The organism is Bacillus sp. AFS041924 (genome assembly GCF_002577195.1).
Lineage (GTDB): Bacteria > Bacillota > Bacilli > Bacillales > Bacillaceae_G > Gottfriedia.
The window spans coordinates 21,772-46,458 of sequence record NZ_NULG01000007.1; the positions used below are offsets into that span (position 1 = coordinate 21,772).

Annotated in this window: 22 protein-coding genes, 1 pseudogene and 1 riboswitch; of the genes and pseudogenes, 5 read left to right on the plus strand and 18 right to left on the minus strand. The window is 31.8% G+C overall.

All coding sequences use genetic code 11. The annotated features are described in order from the left end of the window. Window positions 1-170 precede the first annotated feature (170 nt). From COC46_RS02190 to COC46_RS02225, 8 genes and pseudogenes are all read right to left on the minus strand, one after another. Window positions 171-3,263 carry an efflux RND transporter permease subunit gene (locus COC46_RS02190; RefSeq protein WP_176545031.1) on the minus strand — a complete coding sequence of 1,031 codons (3,093 nt, stop codon included), beginning with the start codon at window positions 3,261-3,263 and terminating at the stop codon, window positions 171-173. Between the two features lie 105 nt (window positions 3,264-3,368). Continuing rightward, complete coding sequence (locus COC46_RS02195; RefSeq protein WP_098808143.1) at window positions 3,369-4,706, minus strand: sensor histidine kinase; 1,338 nt, start codon at window positions 4,704-4,706, stop codon at window positions 3,369-3,371. Then, window positions 4,703-5,386: a response regulator transcription factor gene (locus COC46_RS02200; protein ID WP_098808144.1), complete on the minus strand. Its 684-nt coding sequence runs from the start codon at window positions 5,384-5,386 to the stop codon at window positions 4,703-4,705. Before COC46_RS02200 ends, COC46_RS02195 begins: the two co-directional genes overlap by 4 nt. A 246-nt stretch (window positions 5,387-5,632) precedes the next feature. Further along, on the minus strand, window positions 5,633-5,812 hold the full coding sequence (locus COC46_RS02205; RefSeq protein ID WP_098808145.1) for a hypothetical protein: 180 nt from the start codon (window positions 5,810-5,812) through the stop codon (window positions 5,633-5,635). A 93-nt stretch (window positions 5,813-5,905) separates the two neighbouring features. Then, a riboswitch (cyclic di-AMP (ydaO/yuaA leader) is annotated at window positions 5,906-6,047 on the minus strand. Between the two features lie 276 nt (window positions 6,048-6,323). Continuing rightward, window positions 6,324-6,959, minus strand: coding sequence for a pentapeptide repeat-containing protein (locus COC46_RS02210; protein ID WP_098808146.1), 636 nt, complete (start codon window positions 6,957-6,959; stop codon window positions 6,324-6,326). A gap of 214 nt (window positions 6,960-7,173) precedes the next feature. Beyond that, window positions 7,174-7,935: a hypothetical protein gene (locus COC46_RS02215; RefSeq protein WP_098808147.1), complete on the minus strand. Its 762-nt coding sequence runs from the start codon at window positions 7,933-7,935 to the stop codon at window positions 7,174-7,176. A gap of 4 nt (window positions 7,936-7,939) precedes the next feature. Further along, window positions 7,940-8,421 (minus strand): annotated as a pseudogene (locus COC46_RS02220) (RNA polymerase sigma factor). A gap of 287 nt (window positions 8,422-8,708) precedes the next feature. Next, complete coding sequence (locus COC46_RS02225; RefSeq protein ID WP_098808148.1) at window positions 8,709-9,290, minus strand: hypothetical protein; 582 nt, start codon at window positions 9,288-9,290, stop codon at window positions 8,709-8,711. Window positions 9,291-9,741: 451 nt separating this feature from the next. Here COC46_RS02225 and COC46_RS02230 point away from each other — a divergent pair, with 451 nt between their 5' ends. The 4 genes from COC46_RS02230 to COC46_RS02245 all read left to right on the plus strand — a co-directional run bounded on the left by COC46_RS02230 (window position 9,742) and on the right by COC46_RS02245 (window position 13,800). Then, a complete protein-coding gene (locus COC46_RS02230) occupies window positions 9,742-9,966 on the plus strand; it encodes a DUF3953 domain-containing protein (RefSeq protein WP_098808149.1) in 225 nt (74 codons plus the stop codon). 235 nt (window positions 9,967-10,201) lie between these two features. After that, window positions 10,202-12,724: a bifunctional lysylphosphatidylglycerol flippase/synthetase MprF gene (gene mprF / locus COC46_RS02235; RefSeq protein WP_098808150.1), complete on the plus strand. Its 2,523-nt coding sequence runs from the start codon at window positions 10,202-10,204 to the stop codon at window positions 12,722-12,724. A 177-nt stretch (window positions 12,725-12,901) separates the two neighbouring features. Next, the gene (locus tag COC46_RS02240; RefSeq protein ID WP_098808151.1) at window positions 12,902-13,354 is read left to right on the plus strand and encodes a MarR family winged helix-turn-helix transcriptional regulator; all 453 of its coding nucleotides are present in this window, start codon (window positions 12,902-12,904) and stop codon (window positions 13,352-13,354) included. Between the two features lie 26 nt (window positions 13,355-13,380). Next, window positions 13,381-13,800: an organic hydroperoxide resistance protein gene (locus tag COC46_RS02245; RefSeq protein ID WP_098808152.1), complete on the plus strand. Its 420-nt coding sequence runs from the start codon at window positions 13,381-13,383 to the stop codon at window positions 13,798-13,800. Window positions 13,801-13,851: 51 nt separating this feature from the next. Here COC46_RS02245 and COC46_RS02250 read toward each other — a convergent pair whose 3' ends face one another. Genes COC46_RS02250 through COC46_RS02270 form a run of 5 tightly spaced genes read right to left on the minus strand, consistent with a single transcriptional unit; the run spans window position 13,852 to window position 18,284 of the window. Beyond that, window positions 13,852-14,631 (minus strand): ABC transporter permease, encoded by a 780-nt coding sequence (locus tag COC46_RS02250; protein ID WP_098808153.1) that lies wholly within the window; start codon window positions 14,629-14,631, stop codon window positions 13,852-13,854. 12 nt (window positions 14,632-14,643) lie between these two features. Then, window positions 14,644-15,366, minus strand: a complete 723-nt coding sequence (locus COC46_RS02255) for an ATP-binding cassette domain-containing protein (RefSeq protein ID WP_098808154.1) — start codon at window positions 15,364-15,366, stop codon at window positions 14,644-14,646. Window positions 15,367-15,425: 59 nt separating this feature from the next. Then, the gene (locus COC46_RS02260) at window positions 15,426-16,226 is read right to left on the minus strand and encodes an ABC transporter ATP-binding protein (protein ID WP_098808155.1); all 801 of its coding nucleotides are present in this window, start codon (window positions 16,224-16,226) and stop codon (window positions 15,426-15,428) included. A 7-nt stretch (window positions 16,227-16,233) separates the two neighbouring features. After that, window positions 16,234-17,286: a FecCD family ABC transporter permease gene (locus tag COC46_RS02265; RefSeq protein WP_098808156.1), complete on the minus strand. Its 1,053-nt coding sequence runs from the start codon at window positions 17,284-17,286 to the stop codon at window positions 16,234-16,236. Further along, window positions 17,283-18,284 carry a FecCD family ABC transporter permease gene (locus COC46_RS02270; RefSeq protein ID WP_098808157.1) on the minus strand — a complete coding sequence of 334 codons (1,002 nt, stop codon included), beginning with the start codon at window positions 18,282-18,284 and terminating at the stop codon, window positions 17,283-17,285. The genes COC46_RS02265 and COC46_RS02270 overlap by 4 nt, the downstream gene beginning before the upstream one ends. A gap of 167 nt (window positions 18,285-18,451) precedes the next feature. Between COC46_RS02270 and COC46_RS02275 the strand changes: the two genes are divergently transcribed. Beyond that, on the plus strand, window positions 18,452-19,411 hold the full coding sequence (locus COC46_RS02275) for an ABC transporter substrate-binding protein (protein ID WP_098808158.1): 960 nt from the start codon (window positions 18,452-18,454) through the stop codon (window positions 19,409-19,411). A gap of 109 nt (window positions 19,412-19,520) precedes the next feature. Here COC46_RS02275 and COC46_RS02280 read toward each other — a convergent pair whose 3' ends face one another. The 5 genes from COC46_RS02280 to COC46_RS02300 form a co-directional block, all read right to left on the minus strand. Beyond that, the gene (locus COC46_RS02280) at window positions 19,521-20,051 is read right to left on the minus strand and encodes a GNAT family N-acetyltransferase (protein ID WP_098808159.1); all 531 of its coding nucleotides are present in this window, start codon (window positions 20,049-20,051) and stop codon (window positions 19,521-19,523) included. Window positions 20,052-20,281: 230 nt separating this feature from the next. Further along, window positions 20,282-20,983 carry a response regulator gene (locus COC46_RS02285; RefSeq protein WP_098808309.1) on the minus strand — a complete coding sequence of 234 codons (702 nt, stop codon included), beginning with the start codon at window positions 20,981-20,983 and terminating at the stop codon, window positions 20,282-20,284. After that, window positions 20,949-22,583, minus strand: a complete 1,635-nt coding sequence (locus COC46_RS02290; protein WP_098808160.1) for an ATP-binding protein — start codon at window positions 22,581-22,583, stop codon at window positions 20,949-20,951. The genes COC46_RS02285 and COC46_RS02290 overlap by 35 nt, the downstream gene beginning before the upstream one ends. 68 nt (window positions 22,584-22,651) lie before the next feature. Further along, on the minus strand, window positions 22,652-24,178 hold the full coding sequence (locus COC46_RS02295; protein WP_098808161.1) for a tripartite tricarboxylate transporter permease: 1,527 nt from the start codon (window positions 24,176-24,178) through the stop codon (window positions 22,652-22,654). 24 nt (window positions 24,179-24,202) lie between these two features. Further along, on the minus strand, window positions 24,203-24,655 hold the full coding sequence (locus tag COC46_RS02300) for a tripartite tricarboxylate transporter TctB family protein (protein ID WP_098808162.1): 453 nt from the start codon (window positions 24,653-24,655) through the stop codon (window positions 24,203-24,205). Window positions 24,656-24,687: the final 32 nt, after the last annotated feature.

Sequence of the window (24,687 nt, forward strand, 5' to 3'; positions counted from 1 at the left end):
ACCATTTAAAAATATTAATATATCATTGAAAAACATGCTTATACGACTGTTGCTGGGGATGCAATGGCAATAATAATATTCACTTAAAATACCTATCCACTATTGACTGTTTTATTTTTCAACTCCTAAAAAAAGTGTCTCACCATTTCAGTGAGACACTTTTCATTAGCTTATTCTTCAATTTTTTTCTTTTTACTTACTAATTGATAAATAACTGGAATGACGATTAATGTTAAGAATGTTGAAGTTGTTAAACCACCAATTACAGTTACTGCTAATCCTTTCGAAATTAAACCAGATGTTGAATTTGAAAGGGCCATTGGAACTAATGCTAGGATTGTTGCTAATGCTGTCATAAGGATTGGTCGTAATCTTGTTTTTGAAGCCTCAATTAATGAGTCAGTTACATCTAGTCCTTTTTTACGGTTGTGTTCAACACGGTCTAATAGTACAACTGCGTTTGTTACAACTATACCAATCAACATTAATAGTCCAATCATCGCGCTCATTGATAGTGTTTGCTTTCCAATAAATAATGCTAAGAAAGCACCTATCGGTACGAAGATTAATGATGTTAATATTACAAATGGAGTTCTTAATCCACCAAATGTCATGCTCATGATTAAGAATACTAATCCAACAGCGACTACCATTGCTATTCCTAAACTGCTGAATCCATCTGTAATCATATCTAAACCGCCGCCAATTTTCATATCGACGCTGCTTGGTAAATCCATTTTGTTTAAGTGATTTGTTACATCTTTTGTAATTGCTGCAGTGTCTTTACCTTTTATTTCTGCACTTACTGATGCAAACATTTTTCCATCATCATGGTTAATTGATACTGGTGCATCCTTTTGAGAAATTGTTACATAGTCTTTTATTTCTTTTGGACCTGTTGCAGTCATAAGTTTAATTTTTTCAATATCTTCTTTTGAACTAGCTTTATCTTTATAACCAACAGTAAGTTTATTTGTTTCACCGTTTAAATCGTAGTCACCAATTTCAACGTCGTTAATTTTTTCATTAATTGCTCCCATTACTTGGAACATTGTAATATTTTCTTCACGTGCTTTATCGTTTAATGTAATTTCTAATTTAGGTTGTACATCTTTTAAATTATTAGAAACATTTTTTAATCGATCATCATTATTTAATTCTTTCTCAATTTTTGATGCTGCATCTTTTAAATCTTTAAAGTTAGCAGAATATAAATTTACATCAATATTGTTTCCTGTTGGTGGACCATTTTGAGAAAGTTCTTTTGCTGTGATTGTTGTCCCTTTTACTTTCGCATCAACAATAGAAGGAACTTCTTTATTGATTTTTGAAAGCTCTTTATTCATGTTCTTTCCATCTTTTAGATTGATTTGGAAGATTGCTTTATTTTTGCCACCATCCATATTCATCATTAGATCACGTTTACCACCAACTGTAGCTTGTACACTGTCAATTTCCTCTGAAGCTGCAAAGTATTTTTCTAATTCTTTTGCAACTAAATTAGATTGCTCTACTGTACTATTTGATGGAAGAGTAGCTGTAACTTGAAGTGTTTTATTTATACTACCAGGTAAGAAAGAGAAACCTAATAAAGGAATCATTGATAATGAACCTGCTAATAAAACGATTGATGATAAAATAACAATCCATTTACGTTTTAATGCAGAGCGTAATAATTTTTCGTAATTTCTCATAAAACGAGTATCATTACTATGCTCTTTTAATGGTTTTGATAAGAATTTTGCTCCTAAAGTTGGGATTAAGATAATCGCAACGATTAATGAAGTTAAAATTGAAACTACTACAGAAATTGCAAATGGTCTAAAGAATTCTCCAATAATACCACTTACAAATGCTAACGGTAAAAATACTACTACTGTCGCAAATGTAGAGGATGCAATGGCACCGATTACTTCTTTTGTTGCATATAATGCCATCTCTTTTTTATTATATTGATTAGCTTTTTGTTGTTTCCATCTGTAAATATTTTCAATGACAACGATACTATCATCAACAATACGTCCAATTGCAACAACTAGACCACCTAAAGTCATTATGTTCAATGTATAACCTAATGAGTGTAATACTGAAATTGTTGCAAAAATCGAAATCGGTAAAGATAAAATCGAAATTAATGTTGCTCTAATATTTCTTAAGAATAACAGAATTACTACTACTGTAAATAAAGCACCAAGTAGACCTTCATTAATTAAAGAACTAACGGATTTTTCAATTTCTTTCCCGTTATCCATAATGACATGAGTTTCTACATTGTTATCCTTTTTAAATGATTTAATTTCTTTTTTAACAGCTGTTGCTACATCTGCTGTATTTGAATCTTGTGTTTGAGAAACCGATAAGATATAACTTTCTTTACCGTTATATCTAGAAATTTGATCTTGAACCGATACTACTTTAACGTCCGCAACATCAGCAACAGTAACATTTTTTGGTGCAACTGTTTGAGCTTGTCCTGCCCCACTACCTAGTTGTGCACCTTGAGTCATGCTTCCCATTTGTGCAGCTGCGCTAGATAAAACTGTTTTTTTGATTTGATCGACTGAGTTTAAAGTACCTTTCATTCGAACAGAAACTGTTTTCCCATTATTCTCAACAGATCCTAATGGTACTGCGTAATCTAGGCCTTGAATTGCAGTTTTAATTGTATCTAAAGAAATACCTTTTTCTTCAGCTTTTTTATTATCTACAACGATTTGAATTTCTTCTTCTTTTGTTCCTTGAAGACTTGCGTCACTTACCCCATTGATTTTTTTAATTTGAGGAAGTAAATCCTTTTCAATCGATTGTTGTAAATCTTTTACTTGTCCATTATTTGCAATTGCTACCATATAAATTGGGGCTGAATCCATCGCAATTCGTTGAACAGTCGCTTCTGCTTTTTCAGGTAATTTTGTTTTATTGATTACATTATCAACGTCTTTTTCAATTTTATCCATATCCGTTCCAAAAGGATAAATTAAAAAGATTGAAGCCATATTTTCACTTGAAGTACTTGTTAGTTGATCATAGTTTTCAAGCTTCATTAAACCAGATTCTATTGGTTTAGTGACCTCTGTTTCGATATCCTCCGATGATGCACCAGGATATACTACCTGAACTGCAACAGCCGGGAATGAAACATCTGGAAATGTTTCAATTTGTATTTTTTGGGCTGAATAAATTCCCCCTATTAAAACAAGAACACTTAGTATAATGACTGATATAGTGTTCTTCAAACTTAATTTCGTTAAGCCTGCAAACATAATGTATCTATTTCTCCCTTCCATTGGTTACAATTTAAATACTTGATTAGTTTATCAAATCTATATGAACAGAATATGAACAATTAAGAACATACATTGAACTTTTTAAGTTTCCAAGTTATTAGGCAAGATAATCGTAAAGCTTGTGCCCTTTCCGAGATCACTTTCAACTTCAATTTTCCCACGATGCATTTCAACAATTTTTTGTACAATCGAAAGGCCAAGCCCAGTTCCTTTTTTATTTCTAGAACGGTCTGCTTGATAAAAGCGTTCAAAAATACGCTCTCTATCTTCCTTACTAATTCCTAATCCACTATCACTAATGATGACTTTAATTATTTGATCTAATTCCAAAATATCTACTTTAATATAACCAGCAATACTCGAGAATTTAATCGCGTTTTGTAATAAATTAATCCATACTTGTTCAAGTAGTAAACGGTCAGCTACTATTTCAGTTTGTGGTAAGTTTAAAACTAATTGAAGTTTTTTACTTTCCCAATGCGGCTCTAATGCCAATATAATTTTTCGAACTTGTTCATCTAATTTATATGTCGTAGGCTGGAATGGATGCTGCTCAGAGTCTAAGGAAGCTAACTTCAATAATCTTTCACTCATTATAGAAAGACGCTCACTTTCAGTCTCTATTATCGTTAAATAGTGCTCCCTTTTTTCATCAGTTAATTGCTTGTTCCTTAATACCTTTGCAAATCCTTTGATGGATGTTAAGGGTGATTGAATTTCATGAGAAACATTAGAAACAAATTCACTTCTCATTTCTTCTAAATTATTTAATTTATTCGTCATCAAATTAAAGTTGGAAGCAAGTAAACCAATTTCATCTTTCCGCTTAATTTTTACTTGAACGTCATAATTACCTTTCGCCAATTCTTTCGTAGCTTGAATTAGCTCTTTTACAGGCTTTACTAATAACTTAGCAACAAATAAAAATGTGATTGAGCCAATTATTAAAGTTGTAAGTAAACTAAAAAATAAAACCCTACGCATTTTAAAGAATCCTCGATCAATATTTGGCTGAATAAATAAAGCATATTTATGTCCATCTTTTTCAAATGGTAGAGCTATGAGATAATGATTACTTTCTTTCTGAACATTTTTTTGGTTTAGCACTTTTAAAACTTTTTCTTTTTTAAGATTCTTCTTTTTTGGCGCCGTATTTTTCAAAACGATTTTACCCGACTCATTATACAGAGTAATATAAAAATTTTTACTAAGAATCTGTAAAGTCGCATCTACTCCATTTTGATTATTCGGCTTAGAGTAAGTGGTAATAAAGTTTTCTCCGACATCTACTAAGTCACTTTGTACCTCTGTTTCAACATGTTTAATAAAGTATTTTGATGCTATAAAAAAAGTAATGACTAAACTCAACAAAATAATAGAAATAAAAATTAAAACTAATCTTGTATAAATGCTTTTCATGCTTGATTTTCCTCTAATTTATAACCTAACCCTCTGATTGTAACGATTTCAACTGTAGCCTTCAGCTCTCTTAATCGTTCTCGTACTCTTTTTATGTGCACATCAACTGTGCGCTCATCTCCTTCGTAATCCAGTCCCCATATTTGTTCAATCAAATCATTTCTTGTAAAAATTCTCCCAGCTTGACTAGCCAGCTTGAACAATAATTCAAATTCCTTTAGTGGAAGTGTAATTGATTGTTCATTCGCCGAAATTTCATATTTAATTTGATTAATCGTTAAATTACCTACAAAAATATTTTTATCAGAAAGGAATTGAAATCTTCTCAAAAGAGCTTTTACACGGGCCACTATTTCCAAAGGATCAAATGGCTTCACAACGTAATCATCTACCCCAAGATCAAAGCCTTTTAATTTATCCTGAGATTCTCCTTTTGCTGTGACCATTAAGATCGGAATATCATAATATTTTTTAATCTCTTTTGTCAGTTCATATCCATCTATTTCCGGCATCATCACGTCAACAACTGCTATTTGAATACTATTTTCTTCAAGTAGCATTAATGCTTCCTGACCATTTTCAGCCTCAATAACCGTATAACCTTCCCCACTTAAAAATATAGAGATTAACTCCCGAATATTTGCATCATCGTCGACTACTAAAACTTTTACTTGATTCAAAACATCCACCTACTTACATTAACAAATAATTATGTACATATTATATAAGCTCATTATGAACTAAATATGAATTACAAAACCAAAACTAAAGCAGAAAAAGAAAACTCGCCGATTGGCAAGCTTTAAAACTATGTTATGCACTACATAAAATGTGTAAAAAAGAGAATGGTCTATTTGACCACTCTCTAATGGAAGTTTTAACTATTTTTTCAATTAATTTAAATCCTATATTCAGAAGAATACAGATCAATCGACCCTTATTACTTTTCCTGATTTTCTTTCTCTTACAATTCTTTTCCTACTCTTTGACTTTCCCTTTTCGTACTTGCCACTTTGATCATCCATTACAGAATCCTTTCGTGTCATATACACTGCTGTTAATAATATGATAATAAGAATTCCGCCAAACATATACATCTCTATCACTACATTACCCCCACAACTTCATGGTTTAACAAAAAATGAATGCAAAAAAGACACTGGGAAAATCTCCAGTGCCTATAAAAGACATACATAAGGAAACCTTCTCCTACACGCCTACGAGGTTAGCTGTCGGATTCGGACCTAAAAAGTAGCCCTACCTAAAAAGGATTCACCCCAAAGTGCAACTGCACAAAATCTGGTTCCCCCGCTTCAAAATTGAAAATGTCCCACAATAAGAAAAAGAAACACTCAACTCAAACTCAGCGATCAATGGTTATTAATTTATATATATTACTAAAATTACATTTCAACTACTAAATTGTAACTTATTTTAATTCTTAAGGAAACTAATAAGTCTTTTTTAGAACAGCAAGAAGGAAGAAAAAGGTAGAAATTGGGAAAGGTAGCGATAAATATAAGAGTGCAGGTAAAAAAAGAAGAACAGGTATTTCTTAGGAGAATCTATCCCCTGCCTGTCCTTAAAGTCTTGCCCCAAAAAGCAGTTACTCTATTTCTAATCTTTAATCTTTAGTCCCATCAATGTGGCAAATTGAACTGCTTGATTTGATGATACTTGGCAGCCATTTAAATTATTTATAGAAACTGTTAGTTCATTAAAAGTAGAAGAACTAATATCTATACCTTTTAGAGATGTTTGATCAAAATTTGCTCCATCAATATTGCACATATTAAAATCAACTTTCTTTAATTTACAATCATAAAAATCAGCACTTTTTAAAACAGAGTCTCGAAAAATTACTTTTTCTAGTTTTGAATCTCCAAATAATGACAAATTTAAAACTGAATCTTCAAACTGGACATTGCCAATGCTAGATTCAGTAAAATTTGCACCTACTAATTTACAATTTTTAAATATAACTTTATGAATGGAAGAATTACTCATATTGCAATTTGACAAATCACAGTTTTCAAAATACACATCATTCATACTTATATTTCTAAAGTCTGTATTGGTGAATCTACAATTCTTCATTACTGACTTAAATAAAAATGCTCTATCTACAACTTCATTTTCAAATATAGAACCAGAGATTTCACACATTCCTAATTCAGGGTCCTCTTCATAAAAAATGTCATAAAAATTTTTAGATTGTAATTCTTGCGGAATATTAGGTGTATCGATTTTCATAGTATTACCTCACTTTAAACAATTTGGATGAAATTAAATCCAGCAGACTAATTACACTTACTATAAAGAATTTTAGGTTTCAAAAAAAGACTATAAATTTTATAGGGTTTGTGTACAAAGCAACTTATATTTTACTGAAAATCTGATTAGGAGTAGAAAAGTGGATAAAAAAATAGACCACAAGGTAGTCTATTTTTTATCGCTTTCTCAAGTCTTATTGTATAAGTCTTAAAAATTCACCTTCTGGTTTCATCATTTTTGTCCCTTTTTCAGAAACAAAATAGATTGGATCATTTCCTGATTGATAGACTGCTATTTCTAATTCATTTATATGTAATTTTCTGACCACTTTTCCTAAAGGTTTCTCTTGTGTATCATATGCTTCATCATTTATGAAGTATTGAATTTGATTTATTTGATTTTCATCTACGATTTCTTTTACTTTTTTATTGTTTTCGTCGTATACTTCAATTTGCTTCGGAACAATTGAAATCCATTTTGTAGATGTAATTAATTTATTAAGGTCAAAATTCACTTGGGTTTGATCCTCTTGTGGAAAGTAAGTAGCTGATAGGTCTAATTCACCCTGACCTTCTTTTATCCAACGTGCATAACCTCCACTTATCGGTTCATTTTCTTTTGACTCTTTATGTTCTAGTACCCATCCGTGTGTTGGTAGACTCTTAAGATAGAAATTATAGATTTCTTTCCAGTGATTCCCTTTCATTACATAATCGCTTTGCCTCGGTTCTAAGCCTTTATATAATCCAATATCTTTTCTTTGCTCAGGAATTACACTCATTCCTTCATACGTATCGTCAGTAATTTTTTGATATGCTATAATCCCGGCAACGAACACTAAAATAGATGTTATCGCAGAAATTAATATGGTTCTAGCTGATTGCTTTCTTTTTGCCTTGGTTAACATTTTTGTCACTTTACGATCAAGATCAGAGTTAAATTCATCATTCGTCATTATTTTACCTCCTGTAAATTTTCTTAAACTCATTTCGAGCTCTATACAAAGACGTCTTTACGGTCTCTTCTTTCATTTCTAATAACACAATTTCTTTGTAGGATAACTCTAAGTCATATTTTAATAGTAAGATGTGTTTGTACATTGGGCTTATTTTATTGAACACCTCTTGTATTTCCAACTGGATTTCTTTGTTAAAACAATTTCCTCTAATCCTTTCATTTCAATTTACTGAACCGATTCAATAGGAAATTGTTCAATACGCCTTCGCTTTCTTATTAAATCACGGTGCTTATTTATCGCAATCTGAAATAACCAGGTCTTTATGTATGTAGTATCTATATCATAAATTGTTATTAAAGCCTTATTTAACGTGTCTTGTACAATATCATCTACATCCGCCCGATTGACGCCAATTTTTAGTAAATAACCATAAATACTCTTTGCCGTATTGATTAAAAGCTGTTCTATCTCTTCTTTCTCCATTAGTTCTCTCCTTTCTATTAGTTAAACGCTAAAGTAAGGAAAATGTATACAGAATTTTTAAAAATTACAAAAAAAAAGTTGCTTCGGCAACTTTTTTTTTCATTGTTAGAAGTCTATTCAATAATAACTATATTCTCATCTAGATTTCTAAATCAATTTTTCCTATTTATCCAATTACTTTTTCAACCAATTTAATCTATTACTAGTTGAATAAAGATCAAATATTTTTGTTGGATGGTCTGAATTAGAGCCAAGATTGCCTGAAGATACAATAATATTAAGGCAATCTATATTCTTTTTTTCCTATATAGTTTAAAAATGATTACTATTATAATCGTACAAATACTCCCGATTAAGATAAATTTGAATAAGTCTTCAAAAATATTGCCTTGAAAATTTTCTTCGTAATTTACATTTTTAGATGGCTTTTTTCCTTCTCCTAAAATGGTTAAGTCTTTTTGTGCTACGCTGAACTCTTTTGTAGCATCACATATAGTGGTTGTAAGAGTTCGTTCGTTTTCTCCATACATTTTAGAAGATCTGGCGTATACAAGATAATTTTGTCCTTTGGTGAATTTAAACCCACAGTCCCCGTCGCCTTGACCAGTTTTAATAATTACTTGAGATTTACTTATTCCTTTCCACGTTTTAGAAACTTCGAATAGAACTTTTTTATAGTTCGGATTTGAAAATTTAGTCGTTTTAATATCAATTACTTTCCCACTGAATACAGCCTTTGATTGTGAGAACTCCTGTTGTACAGTTTGTTCATTTACGCATGAACAAGCAAAAGTTACACTTGGTTTTATAATTAACGTAGAAGAGCTAATAAATAAAATAGTAAACAATAAAATTCCAAATTTTTTCAAATAATCAACTCCAAGTTATAAATTTTCCTTCTCCTAGTTTAATAAGGTTTATATGTATAGCTGATCTTTGAAATCCACTACATAAAAGTTTCTTCCCCATCTCTAAACTTTTATTTTCTTAAGAAAATAGTCAGAGTTATTCCAACACTTTTTGACCTCATAACCAGAATGATCATGATACACAATCTGAACAATTTCTTTAAAAATAGTTTCCACTAACTCTCCTCAGTATTTCTTTTCAATTGTAAAAGTATCTATTAGAGGGTTTCTATTTCCACCCAATATTTTCCTTTTTATTACTGAGCAAATCTGCTATTCTGTTGTATAAGAACATCAAAAAACTACAAATTTTAGATAAAAAATGATATATCGGGAAGTAACTTTTAGATCGTGTTAGTCATTTATCCAATTCAAATGTTGAACACTTAATTTTCTGTTAAGGAGGTATTGTTTGTTAAAAATAGTAAAGAATGTTTCTGCGCTACTTGCATTTGTTTTTGCAGTATATGCTTTAATGACTGATAGATTTATAGTAATGCCTTTTATGATATTCTTCTTAGGAGTAATGTTTTTAGTAATGGGATTACAAGAAAAACGGAAGCCACTTAATTATTCACTTTTACTTGTATCGGGGTTTAACCTATTCGTTTCTACTTATACTTTCTTCTTGAACTAATGGTTGCAAAATTAGTTCTATAGGTTGTCTAATGTGACAACCTCTTTTTTGTTAAATAGTAAATCGCAAAATCGCTCTAAATATTAAAATCTAATTAACTTTTCTCTCAAAAATAATAAGGTATTAAATTTTCTAAGCCTAGTTAATATTCTTCTTGTTAGATAGTGGAATAATATGGAATACTATAGCTAAGAACTATCATTTTTTGTTTGAATATTAACTTCAGGAGTGTCTTATGAATAAGATTCGGATTAGTAAAGTAGGTTTATTTAAACTATTTTTCATTTCAATATTACTTGTTACATTCATATTCGTTGGTAAAAGCGTACTTTTAAACTTCGACTTTAAAATGTTTTTTAACTATATGGAATCCCTTACCCTAATGCAATACATCTTAATTTTTGCATTAGGTATTGTAGCCGTGTCTCCAATGTTTTTATATGACTTCGTACTTGTAAGACTATTAAAATTAGATTTTAGCTTTAGAAAAATATTGATGGTAGCTTGGCTTGCAAATACCTCCTCAAATCTAATTGGTCTCGGTGGAGTTGCTGGCACTACAATTCGAACGCTATTTTATCAAAAAGATCGTTCTGGACCAGAAATTGTCAAAGCAGTGAGCAGTGTAACAATATTCTTACTTTCTGGTTTATCAATATTGAGCTTAGTTCTATTTACAGGACTCTTTGATTTATCATTTTTAAATGAATATAAATATTTATATATTGCAATCATCATTGCCATTTGTTATTTCCCAGTAATGTTTTTAGTAGTATATCTAAAACGGAACTTTTTCGCGGATAATTTTTCAGCAAAATACATGCTTTCGTTAGTTGTCATTTCCTTATTTGAATGGACTTTTATCTTATTATTCATTTACTTCATTTGCTTATTTTTACATATTGATATTTCAATTATCGAGGTGCTACCTGTATTTCTAGTAGCCTCTGTCGCAGCACTTTTAAGTATGATTCCTGGAGGTTTAGGGTCTTTTGATTTTATTTTCCTATTAGGATTTACTTATTTCGGAATCGATAAAGAAACGACACTTCTTGTTTTATTAATCTATCGTTTCAGTTATTTCTTTTTCCCATTTGCTTGCGGTATTGTTGTAGCCCTTAAATTATTATGGAACAAAATAAATCAATCATTTAACAATATTCCAAATCAAATTTCTACTTATTTGGGACATAAGATTTTAACGATTTTAGTATTTTTATCAGGCGTTATTCTCTTAGTTTCTGCAGCTGTACCAAGCATGCTTTTAAGAATTAGTCTATTAAATTTAATTTTACCATCAACAATTATTAATATTTCACATTTAATTTCCGTTACAGCCGGCTTTACGCTATTAGGTCTCTCTCGTGGAATTGATTATAAAGTGAAAAGAGCATGGTATATTACACTTTTCATGCTTATTGTTGGAGCAATTACAACCTATTCAAAAGGATTAGATTATGAAGAAGCTCTTTTTGTTTTAGCAGTTGCATTTATATTATTTATTTCAAAGAAGCAATTTTATAGGGAAAGCTTCGTTTTAACTTGGGGTAAACTGATTGTTGATAATTTTATTTTATTTTTCTTTTTAGGTAGCTATTTACTTATTGCTTATATCAATCTACCCCAAACAAATGTGAAAATCCCAGCTAAGTATTTACCATATATTCTTGTTAATTCGAGGGATATCGTTATTAGTGCAGTTCTTGGTTTTGCTGCTGCTTTACTATTCTTTTATATCGCATTTTTTAAAGTTAAAAGAAAACAGTTTGAGTTTATTAGTACAAAAGTAGAAGAAGAAAAAATAAGAGAGCATTTTAATAAATATGGTGGTACAGAATTATCACACTTAGTTTTTTTACATGATAAATATTTATTTTGGGCACAGGATGAGACAGTATTATTTATTTTTCAGCCATATGCGGACAAATTAGTTATTTTAGGTGACCCAGTTGGTGAAAAATCTCGTTTATATCCCGCAATTGAGGAATTATTAAACTATGCTGATCAATTTGGATTTACGCTCGTCTTCTATCAAGTTAATTCAAATTCTCTATCATATTTACATGAAAACGGATTTGATTTCTTTAAACTTGGTGAGGAAGGATTTACAGATATTTCAACATTCACTTTAACAGGAAAACGAAATAAAGGTATTCGCGCGCTTTACAATAAATTTGAACGTGAAGAATTTAGTTTTGAGATTATTGAACCTCCGTTCTCAAATGAGTTCTTTTCGGAATTAAAAGACTTATCAACTGAGTGGCTAAAAGGTAGAAAAGAAAAAGGTTTTTCACTTGGCTATTTCGATGAGGATTACATCAAACTTGCACCTGTATCAATCATTAAAAATAATGAAAATAAAATAATCGCTTTTGCATCCATTATGCCAAACTATAATGAACATACGATTTCTATTGATTTAATGCGCCATAAAGTTGACGCTCCAAAAGGAATTATGGACTTTATGTTCATTAACTTAATTGAATGGTTCAGATCTAAGGATTTTCTTTATTTTAATGTCGGTATGACCCCACTAGCTAATGTTGGCCAATCTAAATACTCATTTACAAGTGAGAAAATTGCCGCTCAAATTTATCAGTATGGACAATTTTTATATCACTTCCAAGGTTTAAGAAGCTTTAAAGAAAAATATGTTAATTCATGGACACCTAAATTTTTGGCATATCATAAAAAAACATCTTTACCGATTACGATGTTACAAATTACTTCATTAATTTCTAGGTCTAGAAAATCGTAAAATGAAAGTCAGTTAATGTTTTTAACACATTAGCTGGCTTTTTTATTAGTGTTTACTAATCAATATTTAAATTTTGGTAAAAAATAAAAAGAATTATCACTTGCAAAATTATTTCCCATCAATTATGATTGTGTCATATTAAATTGTGCACAACTAATATAAAAGGATGATGATCAAATGAATAAAGAAAATCAGCTTTTGCTTGAAAATCAGTTATGTTTCTCAATTTATGCTTGTTCACGAGAAATTACTAAATTATATCGCCCGTTATTAGATGAAATAGGACTCACTTACCCGCAGTATCTTGTATTACTTTCACTGTGGGAAAAAGACCAGCAAACTGTGAAAGCACTTGGGGAGTCCCTTTTTCTAGACTCAGGTACTCTTACACCTATGCTAAAACGTATGGAATCAGCTGGTTTAATTTTTCGTAAACGGGATTCAAGTGATGAACGAAAAGTGTTCATTTCGCTAACTGAAGAAGGGAAAAACATAAAAGAAAAAGCTTTTTGTATTCCTGAGAAATTTTTCGAGGAAAGTAATTCTACTCAAGAAGAATTTTTAACATTATTAAATCAGACAAAGTCTCTACTACAAAAAATTCAATCTGTAAATGAGAGTAAAAAATAGTTCATTCATATGAAGGAGAATTGAAAATGGAAAAATTATATACTGCTACAGCAACTGCAACTGGTGGACGTGATGGAAGAGTTATTTCATCAGATGATTTTATTAATTTAGCACTTAAACCGCCAGTGGAATTAGGTGGACCTGGTGGAGCAACAAATCCTGAACAACTTTTTGCCGCTGGCTATTCAGCTTGTTTTGACAGTGCATTAAATTTAGTAGCTCGCAGGCAAAAAATTAAACTAGATTCTACATCTGTAACTGCAAACATAACAATCGGTAAAGACCCTACTGATGGAGGTTTCAAATTAGCTGCTCAACTTGATGTAAAAGTACAAGGTGTTCCAACAGAAGTAGCCGTAGAACTAGTAAAAGCAGCACACGGCGTTTGCCCATACTCTAAAGCAACTAGAGGAAACATGGACGTTCAATTAAGAGTAATTGGATAATAGGACAAGATAAAGGGAGAAGGAAATGGATTTTCCTTCTCCCCTTTATCCTTACCCATGTTCTACAATTGTTTCAAATTTCAACGAGTCATCTTTTGTAAAGAATTTTCTATAGGATAAAAGTGTCGATGAGAATACACTTATTGCGATTGCACCAATTAAAATGCATTCTATTAGCAATTGATATTTAATCGCGTATAAAGGACTTATACCAGCAAAAATCATTCCAGTCATCGAGCCTGGTAATGTAACGATTCCAACTGTTTTAGCCCGATCAATCGATGGAATTAAGGCAGCTTTAATTGAATTTTTTATGATAGTATTTGATGCTTGTTTAGTTGTTGCTCCTAAGCATAGAGCAGCTTCAATTTGATTTTTATTCGCCTGAATTTCTGCTCTAAGTCTAGTTAATGCTAAACTATTTGCATTCATTGATGTACTAATAATCATACTTGAAATTGGAATAACATATTGAGCCTTCAGCGCAATTTTGTTTGCTACTAACACGACTCCTAAAGAAATCATGACACCCAGTAGAATACTAATAAAAGATATAAAAAATGCACCTTCAATTTGTTGTGACCTCTTACTCGAAGTATGGGCACCGAATAAAATCATACAAAATAATATAATGATGACAATTAAAAAATGCTCAATTTGCAGTATGTATTCAAGTACATAACCCATTATCATTAACTGAATAACGGTCCTTACTGAAGAAACGCCAATGTCTTTTTCAACACCAAGTTTTTGATAATAGGATAATGCGATCGCAATGATAATTAATAGAAATGTCAGAGATACTCCTGTAATTTGCAAATTACCTTCCATAATTTCACCTCATTAAGCAATTGTAGAAAGAAAATTTCTCCCTAATTCCGTGCTTGGATTATTAAAGAATTCATTAACTGAACTCACTTCTACTAATTTACCGTCAATGAGCAACCCTACTCGATCAGCAATTTGTTGAACTAAATCCATATTATGTGTAACAAGAATTATAGACATATTTTCTTGCTTTTTTAATGTTACTAACAGATCCTGAATATGTAGAGTAGATTGAGGGTCTAACGCTGAAGTAATTTCATCACATAATAAAATGCTCGGTTTCATCGCAATTGCTCTAGCGATTGATACTCTTTGCTGTTGACCTATCGATAAAGAAAAAGAATTACGTTCTAATAATCGACTCTCAAGCCCCACTTTTTCTAATAATGAAGTAGCCAAAAGTTTAGATTCGCTTTTATCAAACCCACTATTTAACTTTAAACCAAATAAAATATTATCCTCTACAGTCCCTTCAAATAATGAGGGAGTTTGTAAAATCATTACTGCACTTTTTCGTAATTTTTGAGGAGTCATTGAATGAATAGATTGCCCGTTCAATTGAATTTCTCCATTACTAACTGTTTGTAATCGATTGAATGTACGAAGTAATGTTGATTTCCCTGCTCCTGAAGTACCGATTAAACAAAATATTTCACCTTGTTTTATTTGAAAAGATATGTTTTTAAGAATCGAATTGCCAAGTATATCTACACTAATATTATTAATGGATAGCGTCATCTTCTCACCTCATACTAAATGAAAGGTGCCCTACTTTTAGGACACCTTTTTAGAGTTTATTAAATTATTTTTCTTCCTCGTCCATGAGGTATGCAAAGTGGCGTTCCAAATAGTGGATCCTTCACAATATCGCAATTCATGCAGAAAACGTCACAGATCAAGTTCTGGTTTATGATTTTTTCAGGGTCTCCCTCTGCATATACTTCGCCGCCTGATATTGCTACTACATTATGTGCATAACGACAAGCAAGGTTAATATCATGTAGGACCATAACAATGGTACGTTGCTCTTTTTCATTTAATTCGTAAAGTAGGTCTAAGATTTCAATTTGATGTGTTAAATCTAAATATGTTGTAGGTTCATCTAATAAAATTGTATCCGTGTCCTGTGCCAATGTCATTGCAATCCAAGCACGTTGACGTTGGCCACCTGATAATGAATCGACTAATTGATCCTTTAATCCAAACATATTTGTTATTTTCAAGGCATGATTTACTTTTTCTTCATCTTCCTTTGACCACTGCTTTAACCAAGTTTGATATGGATATCTTCCTTGTTTCACTAATTGAAATACTGTTAAACCTTCAGGTGCAACAGGACTTTGAGGTAGAATGGAAAGATTACGTGCAATTTCTTTTGTAGGTCGTTTACTTATTTCTTTTCCATCTAGTAAAATTGTTCCACTTTTCGGTTGTAATAATCTTGCTAGTGAACGAAGTAATGTTGATTTTCCGCAACCGTTAGCTCCGATTAATACAGTAATTTTTCCTTTTGGAACTTGAAAATTCAATTCATTTATTATTGTGCGATCATCATACGATAACGTTAATTTTTCTGTTTCTATTGCACTCTTTGACATCTTATTATCACCTTTTTCCAGTCTTAAATAATAAATAGATAAAATATGGTGCACCAATTACGGCAGTAAAGACACCAGCAGGTAGTTGAATCGGATTAAACACCGTTCTTCCAATTGTATCAGCTACTAATACCATAATAGCACCAATCATTCCAGATAAAGGAATCAACGCACCGTAGGAGGCACCAACTATTTTCCGAGCAATATGAGGTGCAATTAGCCCAACGAATGCAATAGCCCCTGCGAATGCAACCGCACCTGCTACTAATGCTGTACTTATAAATAACAAGATTAGTCGATTTTTTTCTACTTGAACTCCTAAACTTGTTGAAACGTCATCTCCAAGTTGTTGCGTATCTATATGCCTAATAAACGCTAAAGCTAATACAATAAAAACGATCGTCCAAATTGTAATGATTTTAACCTGTTCCCAGTTCGCTCCATATACGCTTCCCGTTAACCACATATTCGCTTCAGTTGCTCTAAAGATAGGTCCAATAATCATAAAGAATGAAGTTGTTGCTTGAGCTAATGCAGAAAATCCAACTCCAACTAAAACTAGTCTTAATGGTCTTAATTCCCCATCTTTATAAGCAAAAGCATAAACAAATATTAAACTTATGATGGCACCAATAAATGCTGCTAAAGGTAACCATTTTATACTTACTGTTAATTGATTCGTACGGTCATTACTAAATATAGCTAAAAATAAGACAACTGCCGCCCCTGCTCCTCCTGTAATCCCTAGAATATCTGGAGATGCAAGTGGATTTCTTACTAACCCTTGAAGAATTGCTCCTGCAATTGCTAAAGAAATTCCAGCAAAAATTGCTACGATTATTCGAGGCATTCGAAATGCTTGAATAAATAATTCATCTATTTTTTCACCTTCACCAAAAATAACAGATAATACTTTTGGAATTGAGATGTAACGATCACCAAGTGTTAAGCTGACAATAAATGAACTGATCAATAAAAGAAGTGCAATGGTTAAAACGAAAACTGAACGCTTATTAAATAGTAATGAAAAGTATTTGTTTCGTAATTTGATCATGCTCATTTTACTGTACCGCCTTTTCTTGCTAAGTAAATAAAGAAAGGTGCGCCAATAACTGCGGTCATAATACCAACTGGAGTTTCCTCCGGCATTAGTATATAGCGAGATCCTACATCAGCTAATAGAAGTAAAATTGCACCGAAAATACCGCAAAATGGAATCATCCAACGGTAATTATTCTTAACGAACATTCTAACTATTTGAGGAACAATTATACCAACTAAACCTATTGGTCCAGCTATACTAACAGCACCACCTGCTAGTATGATTACTAAAACAACTAATGTGACTTTTAATAATGTTGTATTTTGGCCTAAAGCCTTTGATACGTCCTCTCCTAGCATGAATGTATTAATCTTTCCACCAAGTGCAAGTGAAATAACCCAAGCTATTACGATATATGGTAATACCATATATAATGAATCAAGTGAACGACCTTGTACAGAGCCCGCTAGCCAAAATAATACTTGCTCTAAAGCTACCTCATTTGTCACAAGTAGACCTTGTGTAATCGAGCTAAACATAGCTGCAATTGAAACCCCAGCTAATGTAATTTTTAATGGCGTCGCCCCATCTTTCCCTATTGAACTTAATCCAAATACAAATACTGCTGATAATGTAGCTCCTAAAAATGCAAGCCAGATCGTAGCTGCAGGCGATTGTAAATGGAAAAATGTAATGCTAAGTACAATTAGCATTGATGCGCCAGCGTTAATTCCTAGAACACTCGGCGATGCTAAAGGATTTTTAGTTAATACTTGCATAAATAAACCTGCGATTGCTAAACTTGCTCCCACTATTGAGGCAATGATAGCTCTTGGTATCCGAACATTTTGAATGATTAAATGTTCATTAGATCCATTAAATTGTGTAAATGAATGAATTAAACTTGTAAAACTAGTTTCCGTATACCCTAGTAAAATACTAGAAAAAAAACAAATTACTAATAATATAAGACAAGCTATTAAAGCGATAATTCTTGATCTTGGATGAATAAGCATTTTATTTCTCCTACTATTCTATTCTCTTCTATAAGTCTAAATGAAATGAATTAACCAGTCAATGAGAATGATTTTCAACTTCTTGTTGACTTCTAATAATTTCTTAATCTATAATATTAGTAATCAGATTAAATGATAATCATTATCAACATGAGAGGGAGACCAATATGAAAAAACTAAAATTTTCTTCACTAATTGCTCTTTTCATTGCAGCAATTATGGTATTAGGTGCTTGTGGCACAAAGAAATCAGATGAAACTTCTAGTAAAGATAATAAAGAATTGAGTTCAATTTCAATTGAGCACGCAATGGGAACAACTAAAGTTCCTGCTAATCCAAAAAGGGTTGTTATTCTAACAAACGAAGGAACAGAAGCTTTACTAGCTTTAGGCGTTAAACCGGTTGGTGCTGTTCAATCTTGGACAGGTAATCCATGGTATGACCATATTTCTAAAGATATGGATGGCGTTGAGGTTGTTGGTTTAGAAAGTGAAGTTAACCTTGAGAAAATCGCTGGTTTAAAACCAGACTTAATCATTGGTAATAAAATGCGCCAAGAAAAAGTTTATGAGCAATTAAGTGCTATTGCACCAACAGTTTTTGCTGAAACATTACGTGGTGATTGGCAAGAGAATTTCAAATTTTATGCAAAAGTTTTAAATAAAGAAGAACAAGGCAATAAAGTTTTAGCTGATTATACAAAACGAGTTGATGACCTAAAAACAACTTTAGGCGATAAAGTTAATCAAAAAATCTCAATGGTACGTTTCATGGGTGCTGATGTGCGAATCTATCACCAAGATACATTCTCTGGTGTAATTCTTAAACAATTAGGATTCCAGCGACCAGAAGAGCAAAATGCACCTGATTTCGCTGAAAAAGGTGTAACAAAAGAACGTATTCCAGCAATGGACGGAGACTACCTATTCTACTTTACATATGATGACGGTAAAGAGTCTGGTTCTCAGCTTGAAAAAGAATTTACAGAAGATCCATTATTCAAAAAATTAAATGCTTCTAAAAATGGACATGTAATGGAAGTAAGCGATACAATTTGGAACACTGCTGGTGGAATCAAAGCTGCTTACTTAATGTTAGATGACATTGAAAAAACTTTTACTAAATAATCAAAACTAAAAAAAGGTTTTACCTAATTGTCTAAATGACAATTTAGGTAAAACCTTTTTTATGAGCAAGAAATAGGTAAATAATGAAGTAAGGGATAGTAGCGCAAAACTATCCTGCCTTTCCTGTCTTTCCTGCACTCAACGTCAACATCATATGCTCTTGATCCCAATATTCATTGTTAAATTTTAAGCTATTAGGTGTTTTAGCAAATGTTTTGAACCCTAGTTTTTCAAATAATTTTTTAGCTGATTCGTTTCCTTCTACTATATTTAATGAAATTTGTTCAAGTCCTATGCTTTTTGCTAAATGGATTGCTTCTTCAATTAAAAGAAGGCCGGCTCCCATTTTTCGAGCTCTAGAAGAAACATAGACAGACTCTATTTTTCCTTTATGCTCTGCTTTAATCTTATCAAATGTTCTTAAGGTTGCTACGCCAATTAATTCACCTTTATTAGTAAATGCACCAATCGTATAGTTTTTATCTTTATCTAATATTTCTGCTTTGTATTCAATTGGGTCATCTTGATCAAGTATTTCATCCATTGTAGTACTAAAAACTTCAGGATTCTCTTTTAAACCTTCCAAACGAATATTAAGGTAGATTTCTGCATCTTCTTTAGTTAATAAACGTATTTTCATTCATATCCCTCCGTAGTTATTGCAAAGTATAGTTTATATAACAAATGTAAAGTTATCAACGCTTTCATAAACCATACTTTAGTAACCAGGTGATGTCACAGACTTGTAAAAAACATAAAAAAACGCTTGTATATCAAGCGTTTAGATACTTCTCTGATCATCATTTTTTATAAATCCTGTTACAGAATTGTTAGGTTTGTCATAGTCATTAAGTAAACTTACTAAATGACTTAGTTTTTGACCAAATAAACTCTTTCTGGCCTTCCAATCGTTCCATACGCTAAATCTGCTGAAACTTTTCCTTCCGAAACTAAATATTCTAAATATCTGCGGGCAGTTGTGCGACTAACGCCGATTTCTAGACCTATATTCTCAGCAGTCATCCCGTTACGTACTTCTTTGATTGCGAGTAACACTTTATCTAAAGTAAGTTTATCTATACCTTTAGGATATAGACTTTGCTCTTCAATTATTGTATTATTCTTTCCTATTAATCCATCGATTTCATCCTGTGTAATATATGCACTTTTTGATTGTAAGCTTTTTACTTTATTTGAATAATTTATATAACGAATTAGTGACTTTTTAAAACGATCAAAAATGACTGGCTTTATAATAAAATCAAATACGCCATAATGCAAAGCTTTATTAACTGAATCGATTTCTTTCGATGCAGTAATCATGATGACATCTGCCATAATTGAATGTTTCTTCATCCATTGTAAAAAATCTAAACCATTCATATCTGGAAAATATACATCTAGCAATACTAACTGAGGATTTAAAATTTCAATTAAATCAACTGCTTCTTGATAATTTGTAGCAATTCCAATTACTTTAAAGCCTTCAATTCGATCAATAAATCGTTGATGAATCTCTGCAATTCTACTATCGTCTTCAACAATTAACACTTCTATTAAATTCTTTTTCATCATATCTGTTACTCTCCTTTTGGCGTTTCGGAATTGCAACAATAAATGTAGTTCCCCCATGTTCGTTTGAATGAAAAGTAATTTGTCCGTTTAATTTATTAAGTAGCCTTTGAACAAGGTGAAGTCCAATCCCTGAATTATGAGATTGCTCCTTAGACGTAACACCATATTCAAAAATCTCATCAATTAATTCTTCAGGGATTCCATTTGCATTATCTTCAATTTCAATCACTAAATCTTCACCTAAATCAGTAAGAAAAAGTGAAACAAACTTCTCAGGCTTATTCGTTTCTAATACTGCATCAAATGCATTATTTAATAGATTTCCGATAATTGTGATTAAGTCTTCCCGATTTACTTCCTTCGGTACATTAGCAAAACTACTATTATAGTCAATGATAAAATCTACTTTTAACTCATTAGCTAAACTTATTTTCCCTAGTAGAAGTCCTGCAACGACTGGATCCGAAATTTCTTCCATAATAAAATGGATAATATTTTGCGTTATATTGGATTCCTTTGAAATTAATTCAATCGCTTCTTGGTAGGATTCTAGTTGAATTAACCCTAAAATTGTATGTAATTTATTCGAATATTCATGTGCCTGTGCTCTAAGGCCTTCTGAATATGCTTTTATTTGTGATAATTCATTTAGTAATTTATTCAATTCCGATTTTTCCCTAAAGGTCGTTACCGCTCCAACAATTTTAGAATCGACTCCAACGATCGGTATGCAATTAATAATGACTACTTTTTCATTAATTAAAAATTCTAAATCATAAATTGGCTCGCCAGTTTCAACTACTTTCTTTAAATGAGAATTATGTAATACATCTTCTATTTTTAATCCTCTAAGTTTAATATTATTTGGAATAGAAAGTACTTTATGAGCATTTTCATTTACTACTGTAATCTCTCCATATTCGTCAATAGCGATAATCCCTTCATGAATTGATTCTAAAATGGCGTGTTTTTCTTTGTACATCCTTCCGATTTCTTTCGGTTCCAATCCAAAGATGGATTTTTTAATATTAAACGAAATAAAAAAAGCTGCTCCGATTCCAAGTATTAATATGACAATGCTATTTTTTAATAGTTTTTTACTAAAGGCTTTTGCCTCATGATCAATATCCTTTAATAAATAGCCTACAGAAACAACTCCAATTACTTTGCCGTTATCATCAAAAATAGGAGTTTTCCCTCTTAAAGAAGGACCGAGTGTACCAGTAGATTCTGATACGATTTCCTTGCCACTAAATACCTTATCATTATCTCCTCCGACCATTTTCTTACCAAGTAACCCTGGATTCGGATGTGAATAACGTACTTCATTTTTATTCCCAACGACGATAAATTCTGCTCCAACTCTTTTTCGGATTTTTTCAACGATTGGCTGAATAATGTCAGAAGGCTTTTCGTTTGAAAATGCTTCACGAATTTCAGGCATATTTGCCACTGTTTGAGAAATAGCTAGAGCCTTTAATCCTTTTTCATGTTTAAGATTCCTTAGAAACATTTCCTGAGATACTATTTCAAAAACACTACTTATTATTAAAATGAGAACTGATATAAAGATGATTAACTTATAATGTAAACGCATAAAATTTCCCCTTATATTTTTATAATAATCAAAAAACTCCTTTTATTAAAGGAGTTTTGTTAGAATTTTTAAGCCTCTACATTTATAACGACTTCTTTCCCTTTCAATTTCATCAAAATTGGAACTATGATCCAAAGTGCTCCAATTATTAAAAATACTAATGAAATAGGATGTGTAAAGAAAATACTATAATCACCATTTGATACTGTTAACGCTCTTCTTAAATTATTTTCAATCATTGGACCTAAAACGATTCCTAATACTAGTGGAGCTATTGGATAGTCATTTTTTGCAAGGAAGTATCCAAAAATTCCACATGCAATTAATAGAAGTAAATCATTTATGGATACTTGTACCGCATAAACACCAAATATTGAAATGGCAACAATTAATGGCAATAAATACTTCTTTGGGGTTTGAATAATCTTTGCAAATATTTTTACTAAAGGCATGTTTAAAATTATAAGCATTACGTTTCCGATAAACATACTCGCAATTAATCCCCATGCTACATCAGGATGTTCATCGAATAATAGTGGTCCCGGTTGTATGTTATACATCATTAAAGCACCCATTAAGATTGCAGTCGTTCCTGAACTTGGAATACCTAACGTTAATAAAGGAATCATCGCTCCTCCAGATGCTGCATTATTTGCAGATTCAGGAGATGCAACCCCAGCAATTGTACCTGTCCCAAACTTTTCAGGGGTTTTACTAATTTTCTTTTCTAAAATATAAGCAAAGAATGAGGCTAAAATTGCACCTGCTCCAGGTAATAAACCAACAAAAAACCCTAATACTGAGCCCCTAGCGATTGGTGCTGCACTTTCCTTTAGTTCCGCTTTAGATGGTAATAAATTATTAATACTTGCCATCTCACCGTCTTCTATTTCATTTTCAATAATCGTTTTAAATACTTCACCTAAAGCAAATAGCCCTACCGCTATTGTTAAAAATTCTAATCCTTGATATAGCCAAGGAATGTCATATGTAAATCGAGAGACACCTGACACAGAATCAATTCCGATCGTAGCAATTAATAATCCAAAGATCGTCATAATTAATGCTTTTGTTACCGATTTCCCAGCTAGCCCACTAACTGCACATAGTCCAAGAAGCATTAAAGAAAAGTATTCCGCCGGACCGAACTTAATTGCTAATGCAGATAATGGTTTTGCCAATACAATAAGTGCAATAAGAGTAAAAATCCCGGCTACAAATGAACCAATTGCAGCAATCGATAAAGCACTCCCCGCTCTACCTTTTTTAGCCATTTGATAACCATCTAACGTCGTCACAACAGAAGATGATTCACCTGGTGTATTTAATAAAATTGATGTAGTCGATCCACCATACATAGCTCCATAATATACACCAGCTAATAAAATAATGGCACTTCCCGCTGCTTGCTCAGGTCCTAAAAACCCAGTTACAGAAGCCGTAACGGGAATTAATAGTGCAACCCCACTCATTGGGCCAATACCAGGTAACACCCCTACTGCCGTACCAATTAATACTCCAGCAAAAGCGAACAATAAGTTATACCATGTAAATGCAGTTTCAAATCCCTGCATCAAATATTGAAAAGTACTCAATTGATAACTCTCCCTTCTTTTCTCCTAAAACCAAATTGACCAGCCAGGTAAAGTACCTTTTAAAACATCAACAAAAATAACGTAAATGATGACTGAGTAACCTAATGAGATCGAAATTGATTTGATCCAATTTCCACGTTCCATAGTTTGAATTGATACAATAAGAAATAAAAACGAACTGATCATAAAACCAATTTTCTCAAGTAAAAGTGCATAAAGGATAGCTGAAGCTAGGATAATAAAAAACTGTTTATAATTATATTGAACCGCTTCCTTTTCTTTTTCTTTATAAGAAAATGTTTCGTAAAATAACCGACAGCTTAAAAGGGAAAGCGCACAACCAAGAATAAATGGAAAAACATTCGGTCCTACTACACTTCCATAAGTAGTTGTAGCAATATTGCGGCTTTCTATAATAAAAGTAATACCTGTAATAAGAAAAATGATAGCTGCTAAACGATCAAATTTTTTATTCATGTATCTCACCTCTTTATGTTTAGTAGTGAAAA

Coding starts and splice junctions, on each gene's coding strand:
- COC46_RS02190 (WP_176545031.1), bottom strand. CDS start 3,263: ATGTTTGCAGGCTTAACGAAATTAAGTTTGAAGAACACTATATCAGTC.
- COC46_RS02195 (WP_098808143.1), bottom strand. CDS start 4,706: ATGAAAAGCATTTATACAAGATTAGTTTTAATTTTTATTTCTATTATT.
- COC46_RS02210 (WP_098808146.1), bottom strand. CDS start 6,959: ATGAAAATCGATACACCTAATATTCCGCAAGAATTACAATCTAAAAAT.
- COC46_RS02215 (WP_098808147.1), bottom strand. CDS start 7,935: ATGACGAATGATGAATTTAACTCTGATCTTGATCGTAAAGTGACAAAA.
- mprF (WP_098808150.1), top strand. CDS start 10,202: ATGAATAAGATTCGGATTAGTAAAGTAGGTTTATTTAAACTATTTTTC.
- COC46_RS02240 (WP_098808151.1), top strand. CDS start 12,902: ATGAATAAAGAAAATCAGCTTTTGCTTGAAAATCAGTTATGTTTCTCA.
- COC46_RS02245 (WP_098808152.1), top strand. CDS start 13,381: ATGGAAAAATTATATACTGCTACAGCAACTGCAACTGGTGGACGTGAT.
- COC46_RS02250 (WP_098808153.1), bottom strand. CDS start 14,631: ATGGAAGGTAATTTGCAAATTACAGGAGTATCTCTGACATTTCTATTA.
- COC46_RS02255 (WP_098808154.1), bottom strand. CDS start 15,366: ATGACGCTATCCATTAATAATATTAGTGTAGATATACTTGGCAATTCG.
- COC46_RS02260 (WP_098808155.1), bottom strand. CDS start 16,226: ATGTCAAAGAGTGCAATAGAAACAGAAAAATTAACGTTATCGTATGAT.
- COC46_RS02265 (WP_098808156.1), bottom strand. CDS start 17,286: ATGAGCATGATCAAATTACGAAACAAATACTTTTCATTACTATTTAAT.
- COC46_RS02270 (WP_098808157.1), bottom strand. CDS start 18,284: ATGCTTATTCATCCAAGATCAAGAATTATCGCTTTAATAGCTTGTCTT.
- COC46_RS02275 (WP_098808158.1), top strand. CDS start 18,452: ATGAAAAAACTAAAATTTTCTTCACTAATTGCTCTTTTCATTGCAGCA.
- COC46_RS02280 (WP_098808159.1), bottom strand. CDS start 20,051: ATGAAAATACGTTTATTAACTAAAGAAGATGCAGAAATCTACCTTAAT.
- COC46_RS02285 (WP_098808309.1), bottom strand. CDS start 20,983: ATGAAAAAGAATTTAATAGAAGTGTTAATTGTTGAAGACGATAGTAGA.
- COC46_RS02290 (WP_098808160.1), bottom strand. CDS start 22,583: ATGCGTTTACATTATAAGTTAATCATCTTTATATCAGTTCTCATTTTA.
- COC46_RS02300 (WP_098808162.1), bottom strand. CDS start 24,655: ATGAATAAAAAATTTGATCGTTTAGCAGCTATCATTTTTCTTATTACA.